Below are 23,152 nucleotides of genomic sequence, written 5' to 3'. Positions count from 1 at the left end.
AAGAAAACTATCCCATTCGGCACTGCACGCCGCACTGCCCCATCTGGTGGCCGATGGCCCCGGCACGCAGGCGGCGGCCGGACTCGACGACCTCGGCCGGTTCGTCGACGGCCTCCTGGACACGGTGTACGGGGCAGCGTGAGAGCACCCGTCCCCCGAGCGCGTGCACGACGCGGAAGCCCCGTCCCAGCCGGGCTGGAACCTCCCCCAGGGGGAGGTCCTACCGTCCTGACCGACGGCACAGTCGATGCATCGAAAGAGGTCAGTCATGACGACGTTTCTGCTGGTACCGGGACTTTTCATGGGTGGCTGGGCCTGGGACGCGGTGGCCGCCGAGCTGACCGGTCAAGGACACCGGGCGCTCCCGGTCACCCTGCCCGGCATGGCCGAGCGGGCCGAGGAGGACCCCGCCGGCATCGGGTTGCGAGAGCACACCGACGCCGTGGCGGCGCTGCTCGAGGCGGAGGGCCCGGACATCGTGCTGGTGGCACACAGCTACGGCATCTTCCCCGCCCTCGCGGCGGCCGACCGCCACCCGGGACAGGTCGCCCGAGTGGTGTTCGTGGACACCGGGTTCCCGGAGCCGGGTGAGTCGCTGGTGGCCCAGATGCCGCAGCTCGGCCTGCTGGAACAGGCCGTCGGCGACGTCATCCCGGTACCCGCGGAGATCCCGGCGGTGCAGGCCGTCCCGCCGGCGGAGCTGAAGCGGTACATGCGCCTGGCCACCCCGCAGCCCGTCCGCACCGTCACCGACCCGATCGAGCTGACCGGCGCCTGGCTCAAGCTCCCGACCACCGGGGTGTTCTGCCTCGCGAACGGACTCAGCCTGGAGTTCGCCCGCACGCTGCACGGCACCGGCATGCCGCGGTTCGCCAAGCTCGCCGAACCCGGAGTCACCTTCTTCGAACTGGCCACCGGTCACTACCCGATGCTCTCCACCCCGGGGGAGCTGGCCGACGTCCTGGTGCGCGCGGCGGCCGGCGAAGGCGTGGGGCTGTACGAGGGCTGACCGTCCGCGTCACCGCCGTCCGCGACCGCCGGCAGCGGCGGCGGTGACCGGCCCGCCGGGCCCGCCCGTCAGCGCAGGTGGCGCACGAAGATGTCCGACACGTCGTTGGTGTCGCCGGGCACCAGGTCCGCACCGTCGCTGGTGAAGGCGACTGTGCGGCCGCTGCGGTCGGGGGACGCGCCGTACGAGGACCCCTGCGGTGATCCGCCGTCGGGAGTGGTGCTGAGCCGGGTCACCCGCCCGGACTTCAGGTCGCGGGCGAAGACGTCCCAGGTGTTGTCGGTGTCGCCGGGGACCAGGCCGGGGGCGTTGGTGGTGAAGAAGGCGGTGCGGTTGTCCGCGCTGAGTCCGGCCCCGGTCACGCTGCCCGCCGGGCGGCCCCCGTCCGGCCCTGCCGCCAGCCGCGCGTACGCGCCGGTGCGCAGATCGCGGGAGTACGAGCCCCAGGTGCCCGGTTCCTCACCCGGCAGCACCCCGTCGCTGGTGTCGAACTGGACGTAGCGGCCGTCCGGGGAGAACAGCAGGCCGTACTGGACCCGCACCGGCATGCCGTTCACGTTGTACGCGCCCGCCCTGGTGCCACCGGTGCGCAGGTCGTGGACGGCGAACGACACGTAGGGCTGGGGCGGCCTCGCGATGCCCGTCACGCTCTGCGGCCAGGGGAAGAGGTTCCTCGCCTCGGTGGTGAAGGCGACCTGCCGGCCGTCGGCGCTGATGACCGGATTGGAGGAACTCCCGGTGCCCTGCGTGCCGTCACCGGCCACACTGACGAGCCTGGTCGTGCCCTTGACGCGGTCCCGGACGAAGACGTCGGCCAGCCCGTTGGTGTCCCCCGCCACCAGGTCGTCGCGCAGCGACACGAAGGCGAGGTAGCGGCCGTCGGCGCTGATCGAGGGCAGGAAGCTGCGCTCGGCGTCCCGTTCGCCGTCATGGCGGGTGATCAGCTCGGTGGTGCCCTTGACGCGGTCGCGGACGAAGACGTCCATGCCGTCGCCGGCGTCGCGCGGATCCAGCGTCCTGGACGGCGAATCGAAGGCGACGAAACGCCCGTCGGCACTGACGGACTGCACGTAGCCGGCCTCGTATCCCGGTGAGCCGTCGGGATTCGCGCTGACGAGGTCGACCCGGCCGGTGCGCAGATCCTTCGCGTACGCCTGGATGCCGGCGCCCTCGGGGAGCCCCGGCACGAGGTTGCGGGCCTCGCTGAAGAAGACGACGACCCGTGCGTTCGCGCTGAGCACCGGGCTGAACGAGGCGCCGTCCGCCTGCTGCCCGGTGGCGTCGACGCTGACGCGTCGCAGGTCCCCGTGCGACCCGGCGGTCGCCGGGTGCGCGTCGCCCCGGGCCGTGGCCGCGGGCAGTGCTGTGGCGCAGACCCCCGCCAGCACAGCCGCAACTGCCGTCCATCGACGACGCATGGTCAGTCCCCCTCACCCCTCGGCCACCGAGCGGAGCCGGGGCAAGCCAACCGGACCGGCGACACGCCGGGCAACGCGGGAACCGGCCATCCGCGGGGCCGGCGCCCGGACGGACCGCCGCCGGCGCGCGCTCGTCGGTGTCCGCACCGCGGGTGTGTCGTTCTCGTGAACTCCCGGGCGAAGGACGCTCCGTGATGCCTGCCCCGGGGGTTCGAGGGGGCATGATCCGTCTGTTACGAGGTGGCGGGCCCGTGCGGGCGCCGGTCGGTGGGAGTCGGGTGGAGATGAGCGGCAGGGCACTGAAGAGGCTGGGGTTCCTCACGATCGGACTGTTCGACGAGGACGATCCGGGCCGCGGGCACGAGGACACACTGCGCGTGCTGGAGCTGGGCGAACGGCTCGGCTTCGACAGCTCCTGGGTGCGCCACCGCCATCTCCAGTACGGCATCGCCTCGCCGGTGGCGGTACTCGCGGCCGCCACCCAGCGCACCAGCCGCATCGAACTGGGAACCGCCGTCACACCGTTGGGGTGGGAGAACCCCCTGCGCCTCGCCGAGGACTGGGCGACCGTGGACATCCTCTCCGGCGGACGCCTCAACCCCGGAGTGAGCACCGGACCGCCGATGCACTTCGAGCGGGTGAAGGGCGGGCTGTACCCGGACACCGCCGACGCCGAGGATTTCGGCTACGCACGGGTGCGGCGCCTGCTCGACCACGTCGCGGGGGTGCCGGTCACGGACTTCCGCGGCACGGAGGGCATCGAGACCTACTCCGACCGCGTGCAGCCCCACTCCCCCGGCCTGCGGCGACGGATGTGGTACGGGGGCGGCAGCCTGCGCTCGGCGCGCTGGGCCGGGGAGAACGCGATGAACCTCCTCACCAGCAGCGTGGTCAAGGCCGAGGGGGGCGCCGGGGCCGAGGACTTCGCCGCGGTCCAGCTCTCCCACGTCCGGGCCTTCCGCGCGGCGCACCCCGACGGGGAGACCGCGCGGGTCTCCCAGGGACTGGTGGTGGTCCCCACCGACTCCGCCGACGCCGAGCAGCGCGCCAGGTACGAGGAGTACGCCGCGCGGCGGCTGCCCCGCACCAGGCGCCCGCAGGGTCCGGCCCGCCTGCTCTTCGCCCCGGACCTCGTGGGCCCGTCCGAGTGGATCGCCGAGCGCCTCCGGGCCCATGCGGCGTTCCGGGAGGTGGACGAGGTGGCCTTCGCGCTGCCGTTCACCTTCGGCCCGGAGGACTACGAGCAGATCCTGACCGACATCGCCGGCCGGCTCGGTCCGGCGCTGGGCTGGAAGCCGGCGGCCTGACGGCCACCGTGCCGGGTGCGCGGCGCAGCCGGTGCGGGCCGCGCGTCTCAGTCGGTGGTGAAGGCGGCCACCACCAGGTCGGTCAGGAGGGTGCCGGCGCTCCCGTCGGGGTCGAGGTCGGGGTCGTAGATGGTGATGTTGAGCCCCACGCAACGCGGGGACCGGACGAGCGGGCGCAGCAGGGCGGTGAGTTCGCCGGGCAGCAGACCGTCGGGGTCCGGACTGTCGACCGCGGGCATCACCGACGGGTCGAGGACATCGGCGTCCAGGTGGACCCAGAAGCCGTCGAGGGCGCCCGCCTCGAGGTCGGCGGCCGTCGCGGCGCCGAGGTCGGCGGGGTCGTTGCGGCGCAGGTCGGAGACGGTGGTGACGGGGACTCCCAGGCGGCGGAGTTCGGCGACGTCCTCGTCGTCCACGAAGGCGTCCCGGGTACCGAAGAGCCGGACGTCGTCGTCCCGCAGGTACGGGCCCAGTCCTTCGAGGTCGGTCAGGTCCTTCTGCCCGCGCCCGGTCGCGAGGGCGAGTTCCTCGCCGCCGGCCGCGCCGATCCGGTCGGAGATGCCCGGGTGGCGGAAGTCGGGAGAGGCGTCGATCGAGGCCAGTCCGTACCGGCCGAGGCGGCGCAGGGCCAGCGCGGCGCCGAGCTGGATGGAGCAGTCTCCGCCGAGGACCAGGGTGAAGTGCCCGGCGGACACCTGCTTCTCGATGCGGTCGGCGAGGGTGCGCGTGTAGGCGGCGAGGGCGGGCGCGTTGAAGACGCCGTCGCCCTCCTGCCAGTCGCCCCGGTCGTAGCGGGGCGGTACGACGACACCCCCTTCGAGGGCGCCGAGCCTGGCCACGAGTCCGTTGTCCCGCAGTGCTCCGGCCAGCTTGTAGCAGCCGGGAACGGTGCCGGGGGCCGGGGGCCGCAGGCCGAGGTTGGAGGGGGCGTCCATGACCATGATGTTCCGCATGGGGCCATCCTCACTGTCGGGTGGGTGGTCTTCAACAGGTCTTCCGCGAGGTGTCGGTGGTCCGTGGCGTGCGCACCACCGCACCGTGGAATCCGGGTGCCGCGGCCGCACGGCACCCGGATCCATGGTTCTACGCTCGGACGTCGGCCCTGTGGAGCCGGGGTGCGGCCGTCAGGGCACGACCCTCAGCAGCCGGTTGGGCGAGCCCGTGCCCGGGCCGGTGACCTTGCCGGTGGTGGCGCCGTTCACCAGGGCGGTGGCGACCTGCGCCGGAGTGGCGGAGGTGTGGTTGGCCAGGTAGACCGCCGCCGCACCGGCGACGTGCGGGGTGGCCATCGAGGTGCCGGAGATGGTGCTGGTCGCGGTGTCGCTCGTGTTCCAGCCGGCCGTGATGGAGGAACCGGGCGCGAAGAGGTCCAGCACCGAACCGTAGTTGGAGTAGCTCGCCCTCGCGTCCGTGCTGGTCGTGGCGCCCACGGTGAGGGCCTCGGTCACCCGCGCCGGGGAGTACGAGGAGGCGTTGGCGCCGCTGTTGCCCGCGGCGACGGCGTAGGTCACGCCGCTCGCGACGGAGTTGCGCACCGCCGTGTCCAGCGTCGCGGAGGCACCGCCGCCGAGCGACAGGTTGGCGACCGACGGGCCGGAGTGGTGCGCGGTCACCCAGTCGATGCCGGCGATGACGCCGGCCGTCGTGCCGGAGCCGTTGTTGTCGAGCACGCGGACGGCGACGATCTTCGCCTTCTTGGCCACCCCGTAGGTGGAACCCGCGATGGTGGTGGCCACGTGGGTTCCGTGGCCGTTGCCGTCGGAGGCGGTGGTGTCGCCGTCGACGGCGTCGTAGCCGTAGGCGGCACGGCCGCTGATCTGCTGGTGGGTGATGCGGACCCCGGTGTCGACGACGTACGCCGTCACGCCGCCGCCCGCGATGTCCGGGTAGGTGTAGGTGCCGGACAGGGGCAGGGATGCCTGGTCGACGCGGTCCAGGCCCCAGGGCGCGTTGGACTGCGTCGTGTCGGCGAGGGAGACGCGCTGGTTCTGCTCGACGGCGGCCACCGCCGGATCGGCGGCCAGACGCCTGGCCTCGCCGGCGGAGAGGGTGGCGGTGTAGCCGTTCAGCGCGCTGCCGAACGTCTTGCCGACCTTGCCGCCGTAGCCCTCGACCAGCTTCTCGCCCGCCGTCGAGGACGCCTTGAACCCGGCGTCCTTCCGGAGCGTGACGATGTAGCTGTCGCGGACGGCCGTGGGAGAACCGGCGGCGAGCACCCGGCCCTCGGCGGGGGCGGCCTGTGCCGGGACCGTGACGAGGCCGCCGGCCAGGGCGGCCGCCGCGGCACCGGTGATCGCGGCGAACCGTATTCTCTTGCTGCGCAGTCGTGCCATGACGGGGGAGTCCTCCTCCTGGCGGCGCGCCGTGGGTGGGGCGCGCGTGTGGGGGCGGGTGTGCGTGATCGCGCACCCCGGCCCGGTGCGTCGCGTTCCGCTCGGGCCGCGACCAAGAGTTGCCCACGACTCGACTGGCCCACAACGGAGTTGACATACCGTCAACAACCTTGCCATGCGCACGACACAAGCCCCTGGAACCGGCCGGAGCGGAAGCGGACATAATCCTTTTGCGCGACGCATTCCGGCGTGGTTGGCTCGCGCCCATGACCTGGCTCCCGCGTGACTTCGCCCACCCCCTGCACGTCGACGTCCCGGGCGGCGGCGGCCATCGGCTGCGCCCCATCAGCGGCGCGGACGCACCGCTCGACTATCCCGCGGTGATGGGCTCACGGGAGCGGCTGTGGTCGCTCTTCGGCCCCGCCTGGGGCTGGCCGTCCGCCACGATGTCGTACGAGGCGAACCGCGCGGACCTGGAGCGGCACGCCGCGGAGATCGAGGCCCACGAGTCCTTCAACTACACCGTGGAGAACGCGGACCGCACCGCCCTGCGCGGCTGCGTCTACATCGACCCGCCGGAGAAGCAGGGGGCCGACGCGGAGGTCTCCTGGTGGGTGGTGGACGAGGAGGCGGGCGGCCCGCTGGAGCGGGCGCTGGACGCCTTCGTGCCGCGCTGGATCACCGAGGAGTGGCCGTTCGAGCGACCGCGGTTCATCGGGCGGGATCTGACGTGGGAGGAGTGGCTCCGGCTGCCGGAACGGTGACCGCCTCGACGAGCTGCGGCCCGTTGTTGCGGACGTTGTTGACGGCCGTGGAGACGGGCCGCGCGTCCAGTCGTCCGTCCGCGGGCCGCTCTAGGAGGTCGCGCAGCGCCCCGGTGTCCCGGCGGCAGGGGTCGAGCCAGGCGTCGTAGTGCTCCTCCGCCACGGCCAGGGGCATGCGGGGGTGAACGCGTCCGGCGGCGTCGGTGGCCTCGGTGGTGATGATGGTGCAGGTCGTCAGCCAGGCCGACGGATCGTCGCGCCCGGCGTCCGGGTCGCGCCAGTACTCGTACAGCCCGGCGAGGGCCATCACCCGGTCGTCCTCGGAGTGGACGAAGTAGGGCTGCTTGCGGGTCTTCCCCGTCCCCGGGTCCTCCATACGCTGCCACTCGTAGAAGCCGTCGGCCGGCAGGAGGCAGCGGCGCCGGGCGAACGCGGTGCGGAAGGCCGGTTTCTCGTGGACGGTCTCCACCCGGGCGTTGATCAACCGGGCGCCGATCCTCGTGTCACCGGCCCAGGACGGCACCAGGCCCCAGCGCAGTGCCCGCAGGTGACGTGTTGCCGGAGCGCCGGCGGACGCGTCGCGCGCCGTGCGTTCGAGGACGGCCCACACCTCGTCGGTCGGCGCGACGTTCCAGCTCGGCGCCAGGGGATCACCGACATCCGGGTCGGTGATCCGGAACCGCCGGGCGAGGTCCTCGGGACCGCGGGTGGATACGTACCGGCCACACATGGAGCCACTGTCGCACCCTCCGTGCGTCCCGCGACCGCACGGACCGCCGTGTCGCATGCCGAAGGAGCTCCGTCCCTCGGGCACACCCTTCCGGAGGGGGCGCCGCCGCTGAGCCGGTCGGGCGAGGCCGGCCGGTGCGCTGGTGCGGCGGCCGTCCCGGGCGGCCGCGCCTCGGCATGATGTGTCGCCGCGCGGAACCGCGCACCTGCGGGCCGGGGCCCGGAGCGGCCGCCGAGGAGGGACGCCCATGGGGAAACTGCCGTCGCCGGCCGAGTCGTTCCGGGCGGGGCGGCGCGCGGTGCGCGTCACCGTCGCGGCGGCCGCCGCGTTCTACCCGGCGGCACATCTGCTGGACCAGCCCGTCGTCGCCCTCTACGCCCTGTTCACGCCGATCGCCTTCGGCGTCCTGTCGCCCCTGCCGGGCGGGGGCCGCCATCGCGCCGGGACCGTGGTGCGGGCGGCCCCGGCGGCCGCCGCCCTGGTCTGTCTCGGTACCGCCCTCGCGGGCGCGGCCTGGTCGGCCGCCGCCGGCATGTTCCTGGTCGGGTTCGCGCTGCTCCTCTCAGCGGCCTGCGCTCCCCGGCTCGCGGGCGTCGTGCCCGGGCTCCAGCTCTGCTACATCCTGGCCTGCTTCCCGCCCTACGCCCCCGGCAGTCTCCCGGACCGGCTGGCCGGGGTGGCGCTCGGCACGGCCTCGCTGGCGCTGTGCGAACTCCTGCTCTTCCCGCAGCCGCTGCACCGGCCGTACCACGGGCGGATCGCCGACGCCCTCGACGTCGCGGCCCGTGCGGCGGGCCTGCTGGCCCGGGTGGACGCCGTGTCCCCGGGCACGGCGGGACGTCTGGTGGCGGTGGGCCAGGACCTGCGCTTCTCCCGGCAGCCGTCGGGAACCCGGCCCACCGGGGCGGGTCCGCGGGACCGGGCGCTGGCCCAGGCGGCTTCGGCGACCCGCCGCCTGCTCGAGCAGCTCGCCGCACTCGCCCGCCTTCCCTCGTGCCCGGCCGACACGACGTCTCTGACCCTGCTGCACGGGATCGCGGCCGCCTGCGCCGCCACGGCGGCCGAGCTGCGCGGGGAGCGCCCCGCCGCCGGTCCCGAGCTGATCGAGGAGATGACCGCCCAGTTCCTGGTCGAACGCGCACGGCCCCCGGAGAGGAACGCCGGTCCCGTGCACGCCCTGCTGCGCCGCCGCTCGATCCTCCTCACCGTGGCGGTGTCGGCCGTGACCGCGCGCACCGCCGCCGCCCTGGCGGCCGGCACCCGCCGCTCGGCGCCGGGACCGGTCCGCGAGCAGGCCTGGTACGCCGGGCTCCCGGCGCCCCGCCTGTGGCTCATGCGGATCCGCGGCAACCTCACCCCGCGCTCCGTCGTCCTCCAGAACGCCGTCCGCACGGCCCTGGGGCTCGCGCTCGCCCGCCTGGTCGCGGGGACGCTCGACCTGTCGCACGGCTTCTGGGTCCTGCTGAGCGTGCTCACCCTGGCCCGCACCACGGCGGGTGCCACCTGGTCCGCCGTGCGGTCGGCCGCCGTCGGGACCCTGGCCGGCGCGGTCGCCGCGGGAGCGCTCCTCATCGGTGCGGGTGACGCCACCGTGGTGTACGCCTGCCTGCTGGTGCCGACGATGCTGGTGGCCTTCTCGGTGGGTCCGGTCGGCGGGCCGGCCTGGGCGCAGGGCCTGTTCACGCTGATGCTCTCGACGGCGTTCGCCCAGATCGCGCCGGTCACCTGGCGGCTGGAGGAGGCTCGGCTCGTCGACGTGCTGACCGGCAGCGCGGTCGGGCTCCTGTGCGGCCTGCTCGCCTGGCCCACAGGTGCCCGGTCGGAGATGCGGCGCAGCGCCGGCGAACTGTTCCGGGCCGCCGCGCCCCTGGTGCGGGCCACGGCGAGGGCCGTGACCGGCCGCACCGCCGCGTCCCGTCCGGCGGGCAGCGCCGGGCCCTTCCGGTCCGCGCTGCACCGGCTGCGGATCGCCGAGGCCGCGTACGCGCAGTACCGCACGGAGTCCGCTCCCGACGCCGTCGACGGTGGTCCCGACTGGCTCGCCGCCCTCGACTACGGCTCCCGCGTGCTGGTCGGTGCCTACTGGCTGCCGCCGTCAGGAGGTGCCCCGGACCTTCCGCCGGCCCTCCTGCGCTGGGTCGACGCGGCGACGGAGGACGTGGCGTCCGCGAGTCTGACGGCTGCGGGTTCGCCGGAGGGCCGCGTCCTCGTCGACGTCGCACCGCTGCCGGCCGGTGCCGTGTCGGGGACGGCGCCGGACGTCCTGTCGGTCCTGGTCGACGTGGAGGTCTGGCTGCACGCTCTCGCCGCGGACCTCGCCGCCGCCACCGGCGTACGGGAGACGGCGTCGGCGGAGCGGACCTGACGGCGGGTCTCTCGCGGCGTCCGACGGGTGAGCGTCGACCCGGGCGCCCGGGGCGACGCATCCGCCGGGACCCAGGGCGCCCGATCGCCGCCGAGGCGGCGGCCCGTACGGTCCCAGCCGTTGACATGAACGCGGCGCAGCGGCACGCTGAGAGCGCTCTCACACACTGGTACGGACCATCCCCCCACACCCGCACGGAGGTGGAGAGTGCTGTCATCCCTCAAGCGCGGACTGCTCGCCGTGGCCGGCGTAGCCGGCCTGACCGGCGCCCTGCTCACGGCCGCCCCCGCACCGTCCGCGAGCGCCGCGGTCCCCGACACCATCCCTCTGACGATCACCAACGGCTCCGGTCGCGGTGACGCCGTCTACGTCTACATCCTCGGCACGTCGCTGACGTCGGGGCGGCAGGGCTGGGCGGACGCCGCCGGCGCCTTCCACGCCTGGCCCGCCGGCGGCAATCCCCCGACGCCCGCACCGGACGCCTCCATCCCCGGGCCGGCCGCCGGGCAGACCAGGACCATCCGCATCCCCAAGCTGTCGGGACGCATCTACTTCTCCTACGGCCGCAAGCTCGACTTCCGGCTGACCACGGGCGGCCTGGTGCAGCCGGCCGTGCAGAACCCGAGCGACCCGAACCGCGACATTCTGTTCAACTGGTCCGAGTACACACTCAACGACTCCGGCCTGTGGCTCAACAGCACACAGGTCGACATGTTCTCGGCCCCGTACTCCGTCGGAGTGCAGCGGTCCGACGGCACCGTGCTCACCACCGGCAAGCTCAAACCGGGCGGATACCGCGGGGTGTTCGACGCGCTGCGCGCACAGCCCGGCTGGTCGGGCCTGATCCAGACCCGGTCCGACGGCACCGTCCTGCGGGCGCTGTCGCCCCTGTACGGCGTGGAGACCGGGGCGCTCCCCGCCTCCGTGCTGAACGGCTACATCGACCGTGTCTGGCAGAAGTACGCGACGGCCACGCTGACCGTCACCCCGTTCGCCGACCAGCCGGGCACCAGGTACTTCGGGCGCGTCTCCGGCGGCGTCATGAACTTCACGAACAGCGCCGGGGCGGTCGTGACGAGCTTCCAGAAGCCCGACGCGTCCAGCGTCTTCGGCTGCCACCGTCTTCTGGACGCCCCCAATGACGCGGTGCGCGGCCCGATCTCGCGGACGCTGTGCGCCGGGTTCAACCGCTCGACGCTGCTGAGCAACCCGAACCAGCCGGACACCTCCGCGTCGGGCTTCTACCAGGACTCGGTGACCAACCACTACGCGCGGGTCATCCACGAGCGGACGACCGACGGGAAGGCGTACGCCTTCGCCTTCGACGACGTGGGCAACCACGAGTCGCTGGTGCACGACGGCAGTCCCGCGCAGGCGCGGCTGACCCTCGCCCCGTTCGACTGACGATGCTCTGAACGCCGCCGTCCGCCCGGGGCGGGAAGCCCCGTGCTCGACCCAGTTCGGGCTCGGGCCCTCCCTCGGCGGGCGTCCGCGTTCCTCGCCTCCTCCGGGTGGGTCACGGTCCCGCCCGTTGTTCCCCGGCCGGGACGGCCGGCCGCGTATCGGCCTCCCTCGCCTCGCCACGACCACCGACGGCCAGGGCCACGGCGCCCGCGGCGAGGGTGACGAGCCCGCCGGCCAGGAACCCCGCCCGGGCTCCCCCGTGTTCCATGATCCGGCCGAGCAGCAGGGCACCCAGCGGCGTCGACCCCTGCAGGACGAGGGTGTACAGGGCCAGGACCCGGCCGCGGAACTCGGGCGCGCTGCCCAGCTGGATGCGGTGGTTGGCGGCCTGGACGAAGTAGAGCGACGCGCCACCGGTCAGGAACAGGACGACGACCGCGACCGGGTACGAGGAGGCCCGGCCCACGCCCGTTTCCAGGACACCGAAGACCACGGCGGATCCGGCCACGAGCCGTGCCGAGGGGCGTGCACGGCGTCCGGTCGCCACCATCGCCCCCGTCAGCGACCCCGCGGCGAACACGGTGGTCAGCAGCCCGAAGGACGAGGCGTCGGCGTGATACACCGACTTCGCCAGCAGGGGCAGCGTCAGCGGGAAGTTCAGGCCGAACAGTGCCACGGCCGCGAGCAGTGCCATCGGCACCAGGAGGTCGGGGCGTCGGCGCACGTGCCGCAGTCCGTCCACGATCCGGGCCGGGTCGCCCCCGCGTGCCTCCCGCCGAAGCTCCGCGGGCCGTATCAGGCGCAGCGCGGCGATCGTCGTGAGGTAGCTGGCGGCGTTCAGGAGCATCACCCAGCCGATGCCGACGGCCGTGATGAGCAGTCCGGACAGGGCGGGTCCGGCGACGCGGGCCACGTTGAAGTAGGCGGCGCTCAGGGCCGAGGCGTTGGGCAGCAGTCCGGGTCCGACGAGTTCGCCGACGAAGGCCATACGGGTCGGCACCTCGAGGGCGTTGACCACTCCTAGCCCGCACGCGAAGACGTGGACGTGCCACAGCCGGGCCTCGCCCGACAGCACCAGCAGGCCCAGCGGCAGGGCGAGCGCCCCGGAGACTAGGTTGGTGAGGGTCAGCAGCGTGCGCTTGTCGTGGCGGTCCGCGAGCCGTCCGCCGTGCAGCGTGAGCAGCAGCAGCGGCGTGAACTGGAGGGCGGTCACGGTGGCGAGCGCGCTCGCGGAGTCGTCGGTCAGGTCGAGGACGAGCCAGTCCTGGGCGACGACCATCATCCAGGTGCCGGCCACCGACACGACCTGGCCGAGGGCGAAGAGCCGGAAATTGCGCACGCGCAGCGCGCGGAACGGGCCGCTCGCGCCGGAGCTCACGGGGGCCCATCTCCGACGGCAGCGGCTTCCCGGCACTCCTCCAGGAAGGCGAGGGCCCGCAGGTGGTAGGCGCGTGCCGCGAGGCCGAGGCTGATGTTGTGCCCGGCGCGCTGCAGCCGGTCGACGACGACCCGAGGCGCTGCCGTCAGCGAGTCGGTCAGCTCGGTCACGTCGTCCGGGCCGTGCCGCCACCATGCCTCGTGCTCGGCGAAGGTGAAGCGGACGGGAACGCGCACGCGCGGCAGCACGTCCGCGGACACGGTCGCCCAGTCGCCCACCGACTCCGCCTCCCGTCGGGGCATACGTGCGACGACGGACTCGCCGGCGCGGAACGTGCCCGGCGGGTAGAGGTTCAGCGGGCCCCAGTTGAGCCGCCGCAGCGCGATCCCGTCGCGCTGCCCGGCCCGTTCGGGCGGCACGGCGAGACGGAGCCCCGCGCCGGAGACCTCCACGCCGAGCAGGGCGCGGGGCGGCCGGTACGCGGCCAGGGCGAGCGCCAGTTTCCCGCCGAAGGAGTGTCCCAGCAGCAGGGTCCCGCCGTGCCCGGTGTGCCGCTCGGTGAACTCCTCCACGGCGGCGGCCACGGGGCCGACCTGTTCGGTCACGGTCAGGCCGTCGCACCGGCCGAGGGCGTGCGGTCCGTAGCCCGGCCGGTCCAGGGCGAGCACGGTGCAGCCGAGCCGGGAGCCCAGGGTCAGCAGGGACACGTCCGGGTGGGCCTGCCCGTCGAAGTAGCCGGCGGTCATGCCGCCGCCGTGCAGCGCGACGACGAGGGCGCGCGACGGGCCGTCCGACGGCTCGGCGAGCAGTCCCGTCACGGGTTCGGTTTCCGCGGTCAGCGTGATGCGGCGGACCCCTGGCGACATGCCGGCTGAGGGGGTGACCGCGTCACCTGAAGCGTCCGGGGCCGGGGGGACGGCGACGTCGCCACGGCCGACGATGGGCACCCTGCTCACGACGATCCCCGTTCTCCCTGTGTCGGCGGCGTGCCGAGCCTCGGTCGCCCTCGGCCCGCTCGACGTGCTGGACGCGGCAAGGCAGGCCGTTGCGGGACTTGGTCGAGTCCGCGGGGCCGGCTCCGAGAACAGTGCAAAGACTGCAACAGGCCGGGCGGGAAGCGCCGGCAAGCAGCTCCTGGGAACGCCCGGTGTCCCCGGTTCGGCCCACCCCGCAGCCGCCTCGGACTCGCCGCGCCGGCCGAGTACGACGAGCGCCGCGGCCTCTTGGTTTGGCTGCACTAGAGGCTGTTCGGGCGATCTTGTAGGGCTCTGGCGACGAGGTCGTGTATGAGGTACTCGCCCGGGGCCCTGTTCTCCTTGAGGCGGGGGGTGTCGTCGGGGCCGAACCAGTCGTAGGCGGTGTGCTTGCACCACTCCAGGACGGGGCTGTCCAGATCCCCGTCGACCTCGACGAGGTAGTCGGCCTCGTGCCGCATTCCGTCCCCGTCGTCTCCGGTCCAGGTGGTGATTCCGAGCAGGCGTCGTACTCGGCGCAGGCGCCAGCCGGTCTCCTCCTCGATCTCGCGGGCGAGCGTGTCCAGGAGTGTCTCGCCGGGCTCGACGTGGCCGCCGACGATGTCCCAGCAGTCCGGGAAGAGCCTGCGGCCTGGGCTGCGCTTCTGGGCGAACGCCCTGCCGTCCCGGTTGAGGATGACCGCGCCGACCGTCCAGGTCTCGCCTTCGGTGGGGACCGGGATCTCAACGTCGTCGTCCACGTCCACGTGGTGCTGATCGTCTGGCACGTTCTCACTGTAGGGCCGTGTCCGGTCGCCGGCCTGGAGCGTTCTCCGAGGCATGACGGGGCGGCAGGTGTTTCGGACGGGCGGTGGGCGCAACTGAAGCCTTCGCTGCCGGTGAGCATCGGCCGGTGCGGGCGGCCTGGCGGGACCTGCCGGACCGATTCGACCCTGGAAGGGGGTGCATGAGCGCCCCCGGCTGCGGTCGGCCGTCGCCGCGCTGCTCATCTGGCTGCGCTCGTGATAGCCCGCGCCGGCCGGCGTCTCAACTGCGTCGGAGGAGCCTTCCGAGCCGGCCGGGTGTGGAGCCGCGAAATCGTTGAAGCAGCTCGAGGGCCGGAGGACTGTCCGGATCGAACCCCTGGATCCGGGACAACTCGGCGGGCACGCCAGGACCCCACAACCGGGCGCCATGGCACTCGTAGCAGAAGGCGACCTGGAAGAGCAGCTCGTTGGCGCTGTGGGCACGGACACCCCAGCCCGGGAAGAAACAGCGGCGCAGCTCACTGTCCGGCACGGAGCCGATCAGCGTGAGGGCGTCACCGGCCTGAGCCGCCTCCCAGATCGCCACGTCGTCACCGACCAGGTCCTCGGAGCTGATGTGTCTCATCGGGTCGGTGATGCGGACGACCTCGACCAACTCGATCGTCTCTTGAACGGGCGGAAGCATCATGGGTGAAGGATCACTGATCAGGACGCGGTGCACCAGAGGCGAGCGGCACTTCAGAACGCCCGGAAGTCTTCGAATGAGGGCTCGAACGAGGGGGCAGGCAAGCGATACGCCTTGCATCGGGCCTCTTGTTCGCCCCGGGGCCCGACGCCGACCGCCTCGCCGGGGAAGGCATCCGAGATCACCGTCCATCCCAGATTCCGCTCGTAGTACCGCACGGCCGTGTGCACGGACGGCCACCAGTCGTCGTCGACGACGATCAGGCCACCAGGACGGACGATCTTGCGCAAGAAGTACAGGTCGACGAAGACTTCGTGGAACCGGTGGCTGCCGTCCACGAAGGCCGCGTCGGCGACGAACCCTTCGGCCAGCAGCTGCGGGAGCGCGATCGAGGAAGGAACGGGCACAAGCGTGGCGATCGCGTCCAGCCCCGCAGAGCACAGCAGATCCCAGCCGGCGTCGGAGTACTCGCTTGCCTGGAACGGGTCGATGACGACGTGTCGGGGAAGCGGACGGGCGACGGTTGTCAGCGCCTCTCCGATGGCGAGCGCCGAGCCGGCGTAGGCGAGATCGACCTCCACCACCTTCTCGACTCCCTCGGAGACCATCAGATCGCGCAGTTGGTCGCACTGCTGCTCGGGCACCGAGACGGTCTCGAAGTCTCCCTCGCGGTCCCGCGTCCGCGGCGGCCCCTCCAGCGACAGCCGGCGGCGCACCTCACGGACCCGGGTCACGCCTTCATCCGTGTCGGCCATTCCTGACGGTTCCTCCTTCACAGGGCAGCACCTCGCTCTCACCGTAAGGCGGGTTGTGTCAGGGCGACGGCGGTACGCCACGGTCCGTGAGATCACGGCATCTGCGGCTCAGCGCCTCGTCTCGTACCTGGTCAGGACCACGCCGCCGGGGAAGGTCCGCGTCTCCACCCGGTTCAGGTTCACCCAGCTGTCCAGCGCGGTGAAGAACGGCGTGCCGCCGCCCACCAGGACCGGATGGGTGGCGATCACGTACTCGTCGATCAGCCCGGCGCGCATGGCCGCAGCGGCCAGCGTCGCGCCGCCGATGTTCATGGGACCGCCGTCCTCGGCCTTGAGGCGCCTGATCTCGGCGATCGCGTCGCCGGTGACCAGGCGGGCGTTCCAGTCGACCTTGTCGATCGTCGAGGAGAACACCACCTTTGGCGTGTCGCGCCAGTTCCGCGCGAACTCGATCTCCGCCGGGGTGGCGCTGGGCTGCTGGTCGCCGGTCGGCCAGTAGGAGCTCATCGCCTCCCACAGCTTGCGCCCGTACAGCGACAGGCCGCACGCCTGCTCGTGGCCGAGCCACCACTGGAACAGCTCGTGGCTCGGCGGTCCGCTCCAGCCGATGTCGTCGCCGGCCGCGGCGATGTAGCCGTCCAGGGTCAGGTTCATGCCGTAGACCAATTTCCGCATGGCCCAGCCTTCCGTCCGTGGGTGTCCGGCGTACAGACCGGCGCGGCGCGGAAAACTCATCGGTGCGCGCTCCGGGCTCGCCGGTGGTCTTCGTGCTCGGGGCTCAGCGTGGTGCACTCGGCCGACACGGGCAAGCCGCCTGATCTCGACCTGGCCCTCGCGAGGAATACCACGGATCGGAGACCGATCACGGGTGACGAGGCCGTGAGGCAGCCAAGGGCACCCAGGTCACGCAAGATCGACCTGCGACGAAGCCGTGATCTCCGATCCGCGGAACACCTGGCACCGATCGCCGATCACGGCGCCTGACCGTCCTCACCCTGATCATGCCCGTACGGGCCGCCCGCCTACGGCCGCGCCATCCCCGAAGCCTGACCCCGGCACGCAAGACGTCGGTGGGCCACATCCGCCGTGCGTGGTGCCTGGTGGTGCTGACACCAGGCTCATCAGGCTCTCCCCGTGGCACCGGCACCCGCGGCCAGGATGAGCGCCATGAGCCGACGCACCATTCTGATCACCGGCGCGAGCCAGGGCCTGGGCCGTGGCATCGCCCTCGAACTCGCCCGGCAGGGCCACACCGTCCTGCTGCACGGTCGCGACCGCGCACGCGTCGAGGCGGCGGCCCGCGAGGTGAGGGACACCGTCGCCGGAGCCGCCGTACGCACCTACCTCGCGGACCTGGCCGACCTCGACCAGGTGCACGGCATGGCCGCCCGCATCCGCGCCGCCGAACCGCGCCTCGACGCGCTGGTCAACAACGCCGTCGCCGGCGGCGGCGCGGAGCCGCTCCGCCGGGAGTTGAGCCGGCAGGGACACGAGCTGCGGTTCGCCGTCAACCACCTCGCCCCGTACGCACTCACCCGCGACCTGCTGCCCCTGCTCACCGCCTCCGCGCCCGCCCGCGTGGTCAACGTCGCCTCCGTGGGGCAGGAAGCCGTCGACTTCGACGACGTGATGCTGGAGCGGGACTACGAAGGTCTGCGCGCGTACTGCCGCAGCAAGCTCGCGATGATCATGGCGACGTTCGAGCTGGCCGCCGAACTGCGAGGGACCGCCGTCACGGTCAACGCCCTGCACCCCGCGCATCTGATGGACACCGCGGGGGTGCGCGCGTACGGCCTTACCCCGGTCACCGGCATCGAGGAGGGCGTGCGGCCCACCGTGCGGCTGGTGCTCGACCCGGACCTGGAAGGCACCACCGGGCGCTACTTCGACCAGTTCACCGACGCGCCCGCCCACGAGCAGGCCTACGACCGCGGGGCCCGCAAGCGCCTGATGGAACTCACCCACCGTCTGCTGGGCCCGCGCCCGGCCCTCGCGTGACGCCCTCCGGCCTACCGCGCGGAGCCGGCTAGGGGCCTGTCGTTTGGATCATCGTGAGGACCAGATGAAGATGCCTGCGATGTGGAATCCGGCGAGGTAGATGGTTGTGGTCTTGTCGTATCGGGTGGCGAGGCCGCGCCAGACTCGTATGCTGCCCCCGTGGAGCGGGGAAAGCTGATCGCAGACCGATATGAGCTGATCGGCCGTCTGGGCCGGGGAGGCATGGGCGAGGTGTGGGCCGCGCGGGATCGCGTGCTCCACCGTGAGGTCGCGCTCAAGCTGCTGGATTTCGACGGGATGGCCCAGGCTGACCTGCCCCGTCGGTTCGAGCGTGAGGCGGTGGCTGCTGCCCAGATCGTCCACCCCAACGTCGCCGCCCTGTACGACCGGGGTATCCACGACGACGTGTTGTTCCTGGTCATGGAGAAGGTCGACGGCCAGACACTCACAGCGCGGCTCCGGGCTGAGAGTCCTTTCCCCTTGACCCGTGTCGTGGCCATCGCCAGCAGCGTCTGCGCCGCGCTGGAGGCCGCCCACCAGGCTCAGGTCATCCATTACGACATCAAGCCCGACAACGTCATCGTCACCGGCGACGGGCTGGTGAAGGTCATCGACTTCGGGATCGCCGGGTTCGTCCAGGCCGCGTTCACCGTGGCGCGCTCCTCACAACTAACCCCGGCCGGGACGCCGGAGTTCGGCGCACCGGAGCAGTTCCTCACGGAACGCGGCGACGAACGCTCCGACCTGTACGCACTCGGTGGGATGCTCTTCGGAATGCTCGCCGGCCGACCGCCCTTCACCGGGCACAACAGTCTCGCGGTCGTGCGGCGCAAGCTCGACGAGGAGGCCCCGCCCCTCGACACGTTCCGCCCCGGCCTGCCGCCGGAGGTGACCGCGCTCGTCGCCGAACTACTGGAGCGCGACCCCGACCGGCGCCCCCAGTCGGCACAGCAGGTTCAGCAGCGACTTCAGGCACTCCTGGCGTCGTGCGCGGCAGCGGAAGCTCCCACTGCGGCGATGCCCCCGCCCCCGCGCACCCGCCTGATGGGCGACACGCAACAGCGCGCGCCCCGGCCGCCCGCTCCCGACTCCTGGAATCGCGCCTCCACCGACGAGACGCCGTTCACCGCGGACGCCCTCCTTCCGCGGCGGTTCACCAACGACTTGGACATCGAGTTCGCGCGGATCGCCGAGGGCACTCGCCTCTCCAGTGAAGCGGGACCCAGCGACCTGGCCGGGGAACTCGCGCGCAGTGACTGTACCGAAGTGGTCGTCGGCGTCTACGCGGAGCAGCCCGGTCCCCATGCCACACCCGAGAACCCCGTCTACGTCTCCGTCCAGGTCTTCGCGTTCCCCGACGCGGCGACGGCCCGGGACGCGCACAAGAACCTGGGCGACGGAGGCGGAGCCTGGCGCCTCACCATTTGGAGCGCCCACGACGGGGGCGGCCTCGCCCCCTGTCCCGACAGGATCCGCCGCAGCCTCCGATGGCGGTACAGCCAGAGAGTCCACCGCTACCTGACCGTGGCCTTGGCCTACCGCGCTGACCTCACTAACGACGGCTCCATCCGGCCCTGGCTCGCCGCAGCCGCCCGCAAAGCCGCGGTCTCCGCCGGGCCGCAGAACCACCACGGCGACTAGGCCATTTCGTTTATATCAGCCGGTCGTTGGTCTGGGTGTGCCGTTGACTGATGCGCAGTGGGCGCGGATCGAGCCGTTGCTCCCGGACCGGACGCCGAAGCGGGGTGGCCGCCGGCGGGACCATCGTGAGGTGATCGACGCGATCGCCTTCAAGTTCCAGACCGGTACCCAGTGGGTGCACCTCCCGGAGAAGTACGGCAACTGGCGGGGCATCTACAACCGGCTGCGGATGTGGGCCGTCGACGGCACGTGGGAGCGGGTGTTCACCGCCCTGGTGGCCCAGGCCGACGCGGACGAAGACGTCAGCTGGGACGTGTCCGTGTGCTCCACCATCGTGCGGGCGCACCAGCACGCTGCCGGGGCCCGCAAAAAGGGGCCCCGGCCGGAGAGCCGGACGATCACGCCATCGGCCGGTCCCGCGGCGGACTGACCACGAAGATTCACCTCGCGGCCGACGGCCGGTGCCGGCCGCTGGTGTTCGTCCTCACCGCCGGTCAGGCCGGTGACGCACCCGCCTTCACGGATGTCATGGCCCGTCTGCGCGTTCCCCGCCCTTCGGGACGGCCCCGCACCAGGCCGGACCTGGTCCTGGCTGACAAGGCGTACTTTTCCCGCGCGATCCGCGACCACGTGCGCAGACGCGGCATCCGCGCGGTGATTGCGGAACGGGCCGACCAGCAGGCCAACCGGCGGCAGCGCGGACAGGCGGGCGGCAGACCGCCAGCCTTCGACCGCGAGGCATACAAGCAGCACAACACTGTCGAGCGGTGCATCAACCGCCTGAAGCAGTGGCGCGGCATCGCCACCCGCTACGAGAAGACCGCGACCATCTACCTCGCCGGACTTCACGTCGCGGGCATCTTCCTCTGGTCCACCCGCTGATCCAAACGAAATGGCCTAGTCGCGGCGCGGGCTGCTGCCGCTGTGGGCTGCGAGCGCCCGGAAGTCCTCGAAGTCCGGTTCGAACGGCGGGCAGGCGGTAGACCGACCCGCCCTGCCCCCGCACTGTGGCTCGGGCCGTTCAGTCGTCGGTGACATCAATGGGGTGATCGTCGCCGCATCCCTCGAAGTCGCTAGGAGTTCCGTGAGTGATCACGAGAACGTAGGAAGTCGGGACGAGAGCGCAGTCTTGTTCTTTCCACTGGACGGCGAAGAGGCTCCAGATGGCGAGCACGATCACTACGGCGATGGACCGCAGGCTCCGAGTCGGGTGCTGCCATCTGCCGTCGTCTGCGGGACGGTGGTCGAATCCTCCTGGGCGGTCCGGGCCACCGGGGCCGCCTGCCGGTGGTTGACTTTGAGCCTTCGAACGCTCCCAAGGGCGTCTGTCCTCGGGCTCCCCCGCGTTGTTCAGTTTCATCGCGTCGGTCTTCTCCTTCGCTGGCGCAGGCGTAGGTGCTGTTCATCGTGCGCTGTCTCGGAACTGGAGTCGAGGGCACGACAAGACAACGTGGCGAGGTCGTCAGCGCCGTGTTACCGAGCCACCCGTCGAGTTCCCTAGGCGACCTTGCCCGTCCATCGCTTGTCCGAGGAGTGCGCCCGCCACCGGATGCCCTGAACGGCCACATCGGCGAGGGGCAGTTGGAGCAGACGCGGCAACCGTAATTTGAGTGCGCAGAACGACATCGTCGACCACGGAAGACCTGTGCCGAATGCGGGCGCACGCGCCGCCGCCGGTGAGGTGTTGTGCACCGACTGCGGTCCGGGTCACACGTCCGCAGCGAGTGCTAAGAACGCGTCTGGCACAGTTCCTGGCCTACCAGTGTGGTCATGGCGTCCTCGGTGTCGTGGCCGCCGTCACTGTTGACGTACACCACGGCGGTCCGGGTCCCGTCTCGGGTGGCGCCGCCCCAGGTGACGTAGCCGAGGAGCTCGCCCCGGTGGCCGTAGTAGCTGCCCCCGCAGGGCAACGGGATCTCGGCCAGCCCGAGCCCGTACCTCACGTCGCCCAGCTCGGGCGCGGGCATGGTGCTCGTCATCTCGTCGAGCTGCGCCGGAGCCAGCAGACGGCCGCCGAGCAGCGCGGCGTAGAACCGGTTCAGGTCGTGCGCGGTGCTGATGATCGAGCCGGAACCGATGGCCATACTCGAATCGAGCTCCGTGACGTCGATGCCGGCGTCGGTCCCGAACGCGGCGTAGCCCTGGGCGTGCGGACCCGGGATGGACGGGAAGACGCCGGGCGTACTGGTGTCCCTCAGGTCCAGGGGGCGGATGATCCGGTCCTTCACCTCCCGTGCCCAACTCCGGCCGGTGACCTTGTGGATGATCATCGCGGCGAGAATGTAATTGGTGTTGGAGTAGGACCAGCCAGTACCCGGGTGTGGCTGCCGCATCGCCAGACCCACCAGCTCCTCGGGGGTGTACGTGCGGAACCGCTCGGCCCGATAGCCGTCCGCGCTGTTCAACGCGGGTATCTCCGGCTTGACATCAGGGATGCCGCTGGTGTGCTGCAGCAGCTGCCGCACGGTGATCCGGCCGCCGTCGTTGCCGTTGCCCCGGACCACTCCCGGCAGCCACTGCTCGACGGTGTCCTCCAGGGACATTCGCCCCTCTCCGACGAGTTGCAGCACAACCGTGGCGGTGAAGGTCTTGGTGGCACTGCCGATCCGGAACCTGCCGTCCCGCGGCATTGGTCTCAGGGTGTTCATCGCGGCCGTCCCGGCGTACGCGCTGTCGCGTGCGTCCGGTGACGTCACCTCGGCATGCACGCCGACCGCCCCGGTGTCGTGGATCGCCTCCACCTGCCGTCGGAGCGGATCGGCCGGCCCCGGCTTCGCCGCCGCATTGGGTGCGGTCGACGCGGCGAGGACGGCAGTAGCCAGGCCGGTCAGGACGAGCATGCCTCGCCGACGCCTTCTCAACCCATGCATGACGAACCCTTCTCTGTTCTGGTAGCACGCCTTCAGGGACCGCTCAGACTGGGGCCCGCGACTGTCTCGCTCCCCCAAAACGCCGACGGTCGGCAACCATCCCACCAGCAGAGGGGAGACCGCCCCATCCGGCTTTCCCCCTGACGTACCGATGCGCTGTCCTCAGGGCGGCGCCGGGGGCTACCCCCCGCAGCAGGCGCGATTGCCGCCACGCCGGTTCGCTTCTGCGGAGCGCCTGTCAGGCATCCTCCCCGCGCCCGTGGGCAAGTGCTGCACGGCCCGAAGGTGCCTCGCCGTGTTCTTTTCCTGCCCCGGCCCGGACGGCCGGATCAGCACCGTGTCAGAGGCCGGCTCCTTCCTCGCGCTCGTCGAAATTGTCGCGAGCGCGTTCGATGTGGGGCATGTTCTGCGAGGCCCAGGCCAGCAGCACGTCGATGGGATGCCGAAGAGTCTTGCCGAGCGGTGTGATCCGGTATCTGACCGCCACGGGGCGGGTGGAGACGACCTCGCGCTCGACGACGCCGTTGCGTTCGAGGCGCCGGAGCGTCGCGGTCAGCGACTTCTGTGTGACCTGGGGGATGGCCCGGCGCAGTTCGTTGAAGCGGCACGGGCGCTCGCAGAGTTCGTTGAGAACGCTGAGCGACCACTTGTCGAGGATCTGGTCGAGCAGTTCACGATGCGGGGCGTCGATGCGGAGTTCGTCGGCGGTATCCATGGCGAAACCTGGTCTCGTTGAAGTGTCTTTCCTCTACTAGGTAGCTTCAAGATACCTAGT

Annotated in this window: 20 protein-coding genes; 8 read left to right on the top strand and 12 right to left on the bottom strand. The window is 72.0% G+C overall.

All coding sequences use genetic code 11. The annotated features are described in order from the left end of the window. Positions 1-268: 268 nt before the first annotated feature. Positions 269-1,009 (top strand): alpha/beta fold hydrolase, encoded by a 741-nt coding sequence (locus ACFWJB_RS14850; RefSeq protein WP_386922545.1) that lies wholly within the window; start codon positions 269-271, stop codon positions 1,007-1,009. A 68-nt stretch (positions 1,010-1,077) separates the two neighbouring features. Here ACFWJB_RS14850 and ACFWJB_RS14845 read toward each other — a convergent pair whose 3' ends face one another. Next, positions 1,078-2,427: a hypothetical protein gene (locus ACFWJB_RS14845; RefSeq protein ID WP_386922543.1), complete on the bottom strand. Its 1,350-nt coding sequence runs from the start codon at positions 2,425-2,427 to the stop codon at positions 1,078-1,080. A gap of 284 nt (positions 2,428-2,711) precedes the next feature. Here ACFWJB_RS14845 and ACFWJB_RS14840 point away from each other — a divergent pair, with 284 nt between their 5' ends. Then, positions 2,712-3,734, top strand: coding sequence for an LLM class flavin-dependent oxidoreductase (locus tag ACFWJB_RS14840; protein WP_386922541.1), 1,023 nt, complete (start codon positions 2,712-2,714; stop codon positions 3,732-3,734). 47 nt (positions 3,735-3,781) lie between these two features. On the opposite strand, the gene ACFWJB_RS14835 is transcribed toward ACFWJB_RS14840, so the two are convergent. Both ACFWJB_RS14835 and ACFWJB_RS14830 read right to left on the bottom strand, forming a co-directional pair. Then, a complete protein-coding gene (locus ACFWJB_RS14835) occupies positions 3,782-4,687 on the bottom strand; it encodes an arginase family protein (RefSeq protein ID WP_386922539.1) in 906 nt (301 codons plus the stop codon). A 171-nt stretch (positions 4,688-4,858) separates the two neighbouring features. Continuing rightward, the gene (locus ACFWJB_RS14830; RefSeq protein WP_386922537.1) at positions 4,859-6,067 is read right to left on the bottom strand and encodes a S8 family peptidase; all 1,209 of its coding nucleotides are present in this window, start codon (positions 6,065-6,067) and stop codon (positions 4,859-4,861) included. Between the two features lie 266 nt (positions 6,068-6,333). Between ACFWJB_RS14830 and ACFWJB_RS14825 the strand changes: the two genes are divergently transcribed. Next, positions 6,334-6,831, top strand: a complete 498-nt coding sequence (locus ACFWJB_RS14825) for an N-acetyltransferase (RefSeq protein WP_385473505.1) — start codon at positions 6,334-6,336, stop codon at positions 6,829-6,831. Here ACFWJB_RS14825 and ACFWJB_RS14820 read toward each other — a convergent pair. Then, positions 6,779-7,561 carry an SOS response-associated peptidase gene (locus ACFWJB_RS14820; protein WP_386922535.1) on the bottom strand — a complete coding sequence of 261 codons (783 nt, stop codon included), beginning with the start codon at positions 7,559-7,561 and terminating at the stop codon, positions 6,779-6,781. The genes ACFWJB_RS14825 and ACFWJB_RS14820 overlap by 53 nt on opposite strands. A gap of 247 nt (positions 7,562-7,808) precedes the next feature. Here ACFWJB_RS14820 and ACFWJB_RS14815 point away from each other — a divergent pair, with 247 nt between their 5' ends. Together ACFWJB_RS14815 and ACFWJB_RS14810 are read left to right on the top strand one after the other, a co-directional pair. Then, positions 7,809-9,926, top strand: coding sequence for an FUSC family protein (locus ACFWJB_RS14815; RefSeq protein ID WP_386922533.1), 2,118 nt, complete (start codon positions 7,809-7,811; stop codon positions 9,924-9,926). A 207-nt stretch (positions 9,927-10,133) separates the two neighbouring features. Continuing rightward, positions 10,134-11,330 (top strand): glycoside hydrolase family 64 protein, encoded by a 1,197-nt coding sequence (locus ACFWJB_RS14810; RefSeq protein WP_385464280.1) that lies wholly within the window; start codon positions 10,134-10,136, stop codon positions 11,328-11,330. A 112-nt stretch (positions 11,331-11,442) separates the two neighbouring features. Here the strand turns inward: ACFWJB_RS14810 and ACFWJB_RS14805 are convergent, their stop codons facing one another. The 6 genes from ACFWJB_RS14805 to ACFWJB_RS14780 form a co-directional block, all read right to left on the bottom strand. After that, on the bottom strand, positions 11,443-12,708 hold the full coding sequence (locus ACFWJB_RS14805; RefSeq protein ID WP_385464283.1) for an MFS transporter: 1,266 nt from the start codon (positions 12,706-12,708) through the stop codon (positions 11,443-11,445). After that, positions 12,705-13,574, bottom strand: coding sequence for an alpha/beta hydrolase (locus tag ACFWJB_RS14800; protein ID WP_385464286.1), 870 nt, complete (start codon positions 13,572-13,574; stop codon positions 12,705-12,707). The genes ACFWJB_RS14805 and ACFWJB_RS14800 overlap by 4 nt, the downstream gene beginning before the upstream one ends. Positions 13,575-13,945: 371 nt before the next feature. Beyond that, positions 13,946-14,449 carry an NUDIX hydrolase gene (locus ACFWJB_RS14795; RefSeq protein ID WP_385464289.1) on the bottom strand — a complete coding sequence of 168 codons (504 nt, stop codon included), beginning with the start codon at positions 14,447-14,449 and terminating at the stop codon, positions 13,946-13,948. Between the two features lie 259 nt (positions 14,450-14,708). Then, positions 14,709-15,116: a hypothetical protein gene (locus ACFWJB_RS14790; RefSeq protein ID WP_386922529.1), complete on the bottom strand. Its 408-nt coding sequence runs from the start codon at positions 15,114-15,116 to the stop codon at positions 14,709-14,711. A 50-nt stretch (positions 15,117-15,166) separates the two neighbouring features. Beyond that, on the bottom strand, positions 15,167-15,868 hold the full coding sequence (locus ACFWJB_RS14785) for a class I SAM-dependent methyltransferase (RefSeq protein ID WP_386922527.1): 702 nt from the start codon (positions 15,866-15,868) through the stop codon (positions 15,167-15,169). A 108-nt stretch (positions 15,869-15,976) separates the two neighbouring features. After that, a complete protein-coding gene (locus ACFWJB_RS14780) occupies positions 15,977-16,543 on the bottom strand; it encodes a dihydrofolate reductase family protein (RefSeq protein WP_385464298.1) in 567 nt (188 codons plus the stop codon). A 492-nt stretch (positions 16,544-17,035) separates the two neighbouring features. Between ACFWJB_RS14780 and ACFWJB_RS14775 the strand changes: the two genes are divergently transcribed. The 3 genes from ACFWJB_RS14775 (at position 17,036) to ACFWJB_RS14765 (ending at position 20,389) form a co-directional block, all read left to right on the top strand. Then, positions 17,036-17,866, top strand: coding sequence for an SDR family NAD(P)-dependent oxidoreductase (locus tag ACFWJB_RS14775; protein WP_386922525.1), 831 nt, complete (start codon positions 17,036-17,038; stop codon positions 17,864-17,866). A 159-nt stretch (positions 17,867-18,025) separates the two neighbouring features. Continuing rightward, positions 18,026-19,507, top strand: a complete 1,482-nt coding sequence (locus ACFWJB_RS14770) for a serine/threonine-protein kinase (protein WP_386922523.1) — start codon at positions 18,026-18,028, stop codon at positions 19,505-19,507. Between the two features lie 31 nt (positions 19,508-19,538). Beyond that, positions 19,539-20,389 (top strand): IS5 family transposase gene (locus ACFWJB_RS14765; RefSeq protein WP_386922630.1). Its coding sequence is split into 2 segments (ribosomal slippage): positions 19,539-19,884 and positions 19,884-20,389, totalling 852 coding nucleotides; the frame shifts between segments, so codons are not numbered across the junction. Positions 20,390-21,234: 845 nt separating this feature from the next. Here ACFWJB_RS14765 and ACFWJB_RS14760 read toward each other — a convergent pair. Beyond that, positions 21,235-22,377 (bottom strand): serine hydrolase domain-containing protein, encoded by a 1,143-nt coding sequence (locus tag ACFWJB_RS14760; protein WP_386922521.1) that lies wholly within the window; start codon positions 22,375-22,377, stop codon positions 21,235-21,237. A 340-nt stretch (positions 22,378-22,717) separates the two neighbouring features. Continuing rightward, positions 22,718-23,092, bottom strand: coding sequence for a winged helix-turn-helix transcriptional regulator (locus ACFWJB_RS14755; protein ID WP_385464308.1), 375 nt, complete (start codon positions 23,090-23,092; stop codon positions 22,718-22,720). Positions 23,093-23,152: the final 60 nt, after the last annotated feature.

The sequence above is a fragment of the Streptomyces sp. NPDC127100 genome (genome assembly GCF_042724095.1).
Lineage (GTDB): Bacteria > Actinomycetota > Actinomycetes > Streptomycetales > Streptomycetaceae > Streptomyces.
This window is presented reverse-complemented; position numbering and strand designations above follow the sequence as displayed.

What these genes read in the sequence shown, in the direction of transcription:
- ACFWJB_RS14775 (WP_386922525.1), top strand. Translation starts at nt 17,036, where the DNA reads ATGAGCCGACGCACCATTCTGATCACCGGCGCGAGCCAGGGCCTGGGC.
- ACFWJB_RS14755 (WP_385464308.1), bottom strand. Translation starts at nt 23,092, where the DNA reads ATGGATACCGCCGACGAACTCCGCATCGACGCCCCGCATCGTGAACTG.
- ACFWJB_RS14825 (WP_385473505.1), top strand. Translation starts at nt 6,334, where the DNA reads ATGACCTGGCTCCCGCGTGACTTCGCCCACCCCCTGCACGTCGACGTC.
- ACFWJB_RS14785 (WP_386922527.1), bottom strand. Translation starts at nt 15,868, where the DNA reads ATGGCCGACACGGATGAAGGCGTGACCCGGGTCCGTGAGGTGCGCCGC.
- ACFWJB_RS14830 (WP_386922537.1), bottom strand. Translation starts at nt 6,067, where the DNA reads ATGGCACGACTGCGCAGCAAGAGAATACGGTTCGCCGCGATCACCGGT.
- ACFWJB_RS14815 (WP_386922533.1), top strand. Translation starts at nt 7,809, where the DNA reads ATGGGGAAACTGCCGTCGCCGGCCGAGTCGTTCCGGGCGGGGCGGCGC.
- ACFWJB_RS14840 (WP_386922541.1), top strand. Translation starts at nt 2,712, where the DNA reads ATGAGCGGCAGGGCACTGAAGAGGCTGGGGTTCCTCACGATCGGACTG.
- ACFWJB_RS14790 (WP_386922529.1), bottom strand. Translation starts at nt 15,116, where the DNA reads ATGATGCTTCCGCCCGTTCAAGAGACGATCGAGTTGGTCGAGGTCGTC.
- ACFWJB_RS14845 (WP_386922543.1), bottom strand. Translation starts at nt 2,427, where the DNA reads ATGCGTCGTCGATGGACGGCAGTTGCGGCTGTGCTGGCGGGGGTCTGC.
- ACFWJB_RS14780 (WP_385464298.1), bottom strand. Translation starts at nt 16,543, where the DNA reads ATGCGGAAATTGGTCTACGGCATGAACCTGACCCTGGACGGCTACATC.
- ACFWJB_RS14850 (WP_386922545.1), top strand. Translation starts at nt 269, where the DNA reads ATGACGACGTTTCTGCTGGTACCGGGACTTTTCATGGGTGGCTGGGCC.
- ACFWJB_RS14800 (WP_385464286.1), bottom strand. Translation starts at nt 13,574, where the DNA reads ATGTCGCCAGGGGTCCGCCGCATCACGCTGACCGCGGAAACCGAACCC.
- ACFWJB_RS14820 (WP_386922535.1), bottom strand. Translation starts at nt 7,561, where the DNA reads ATGTGTGGCCGGTACGTATCCACCCGCGGTCCCGAGGACCTCGCCCGG.
- ACFWJB_RS14835 (WP_386922539.1), bottom strand. Translation starts at nt 4,687, where the DNA reads ATGCGGAACATCATGGTCATGGACGCCCCCTCCAACCTCGGCCTGCGG.
- ACFWJB_RS14760 (WP_386922521.1), bottom strand. Translation starts at nt 22,377, where the DNA reads ATGCATGGGTTGAGAAGGCGTCGGCGAGGCATGCTCGTCCTGACCGGC.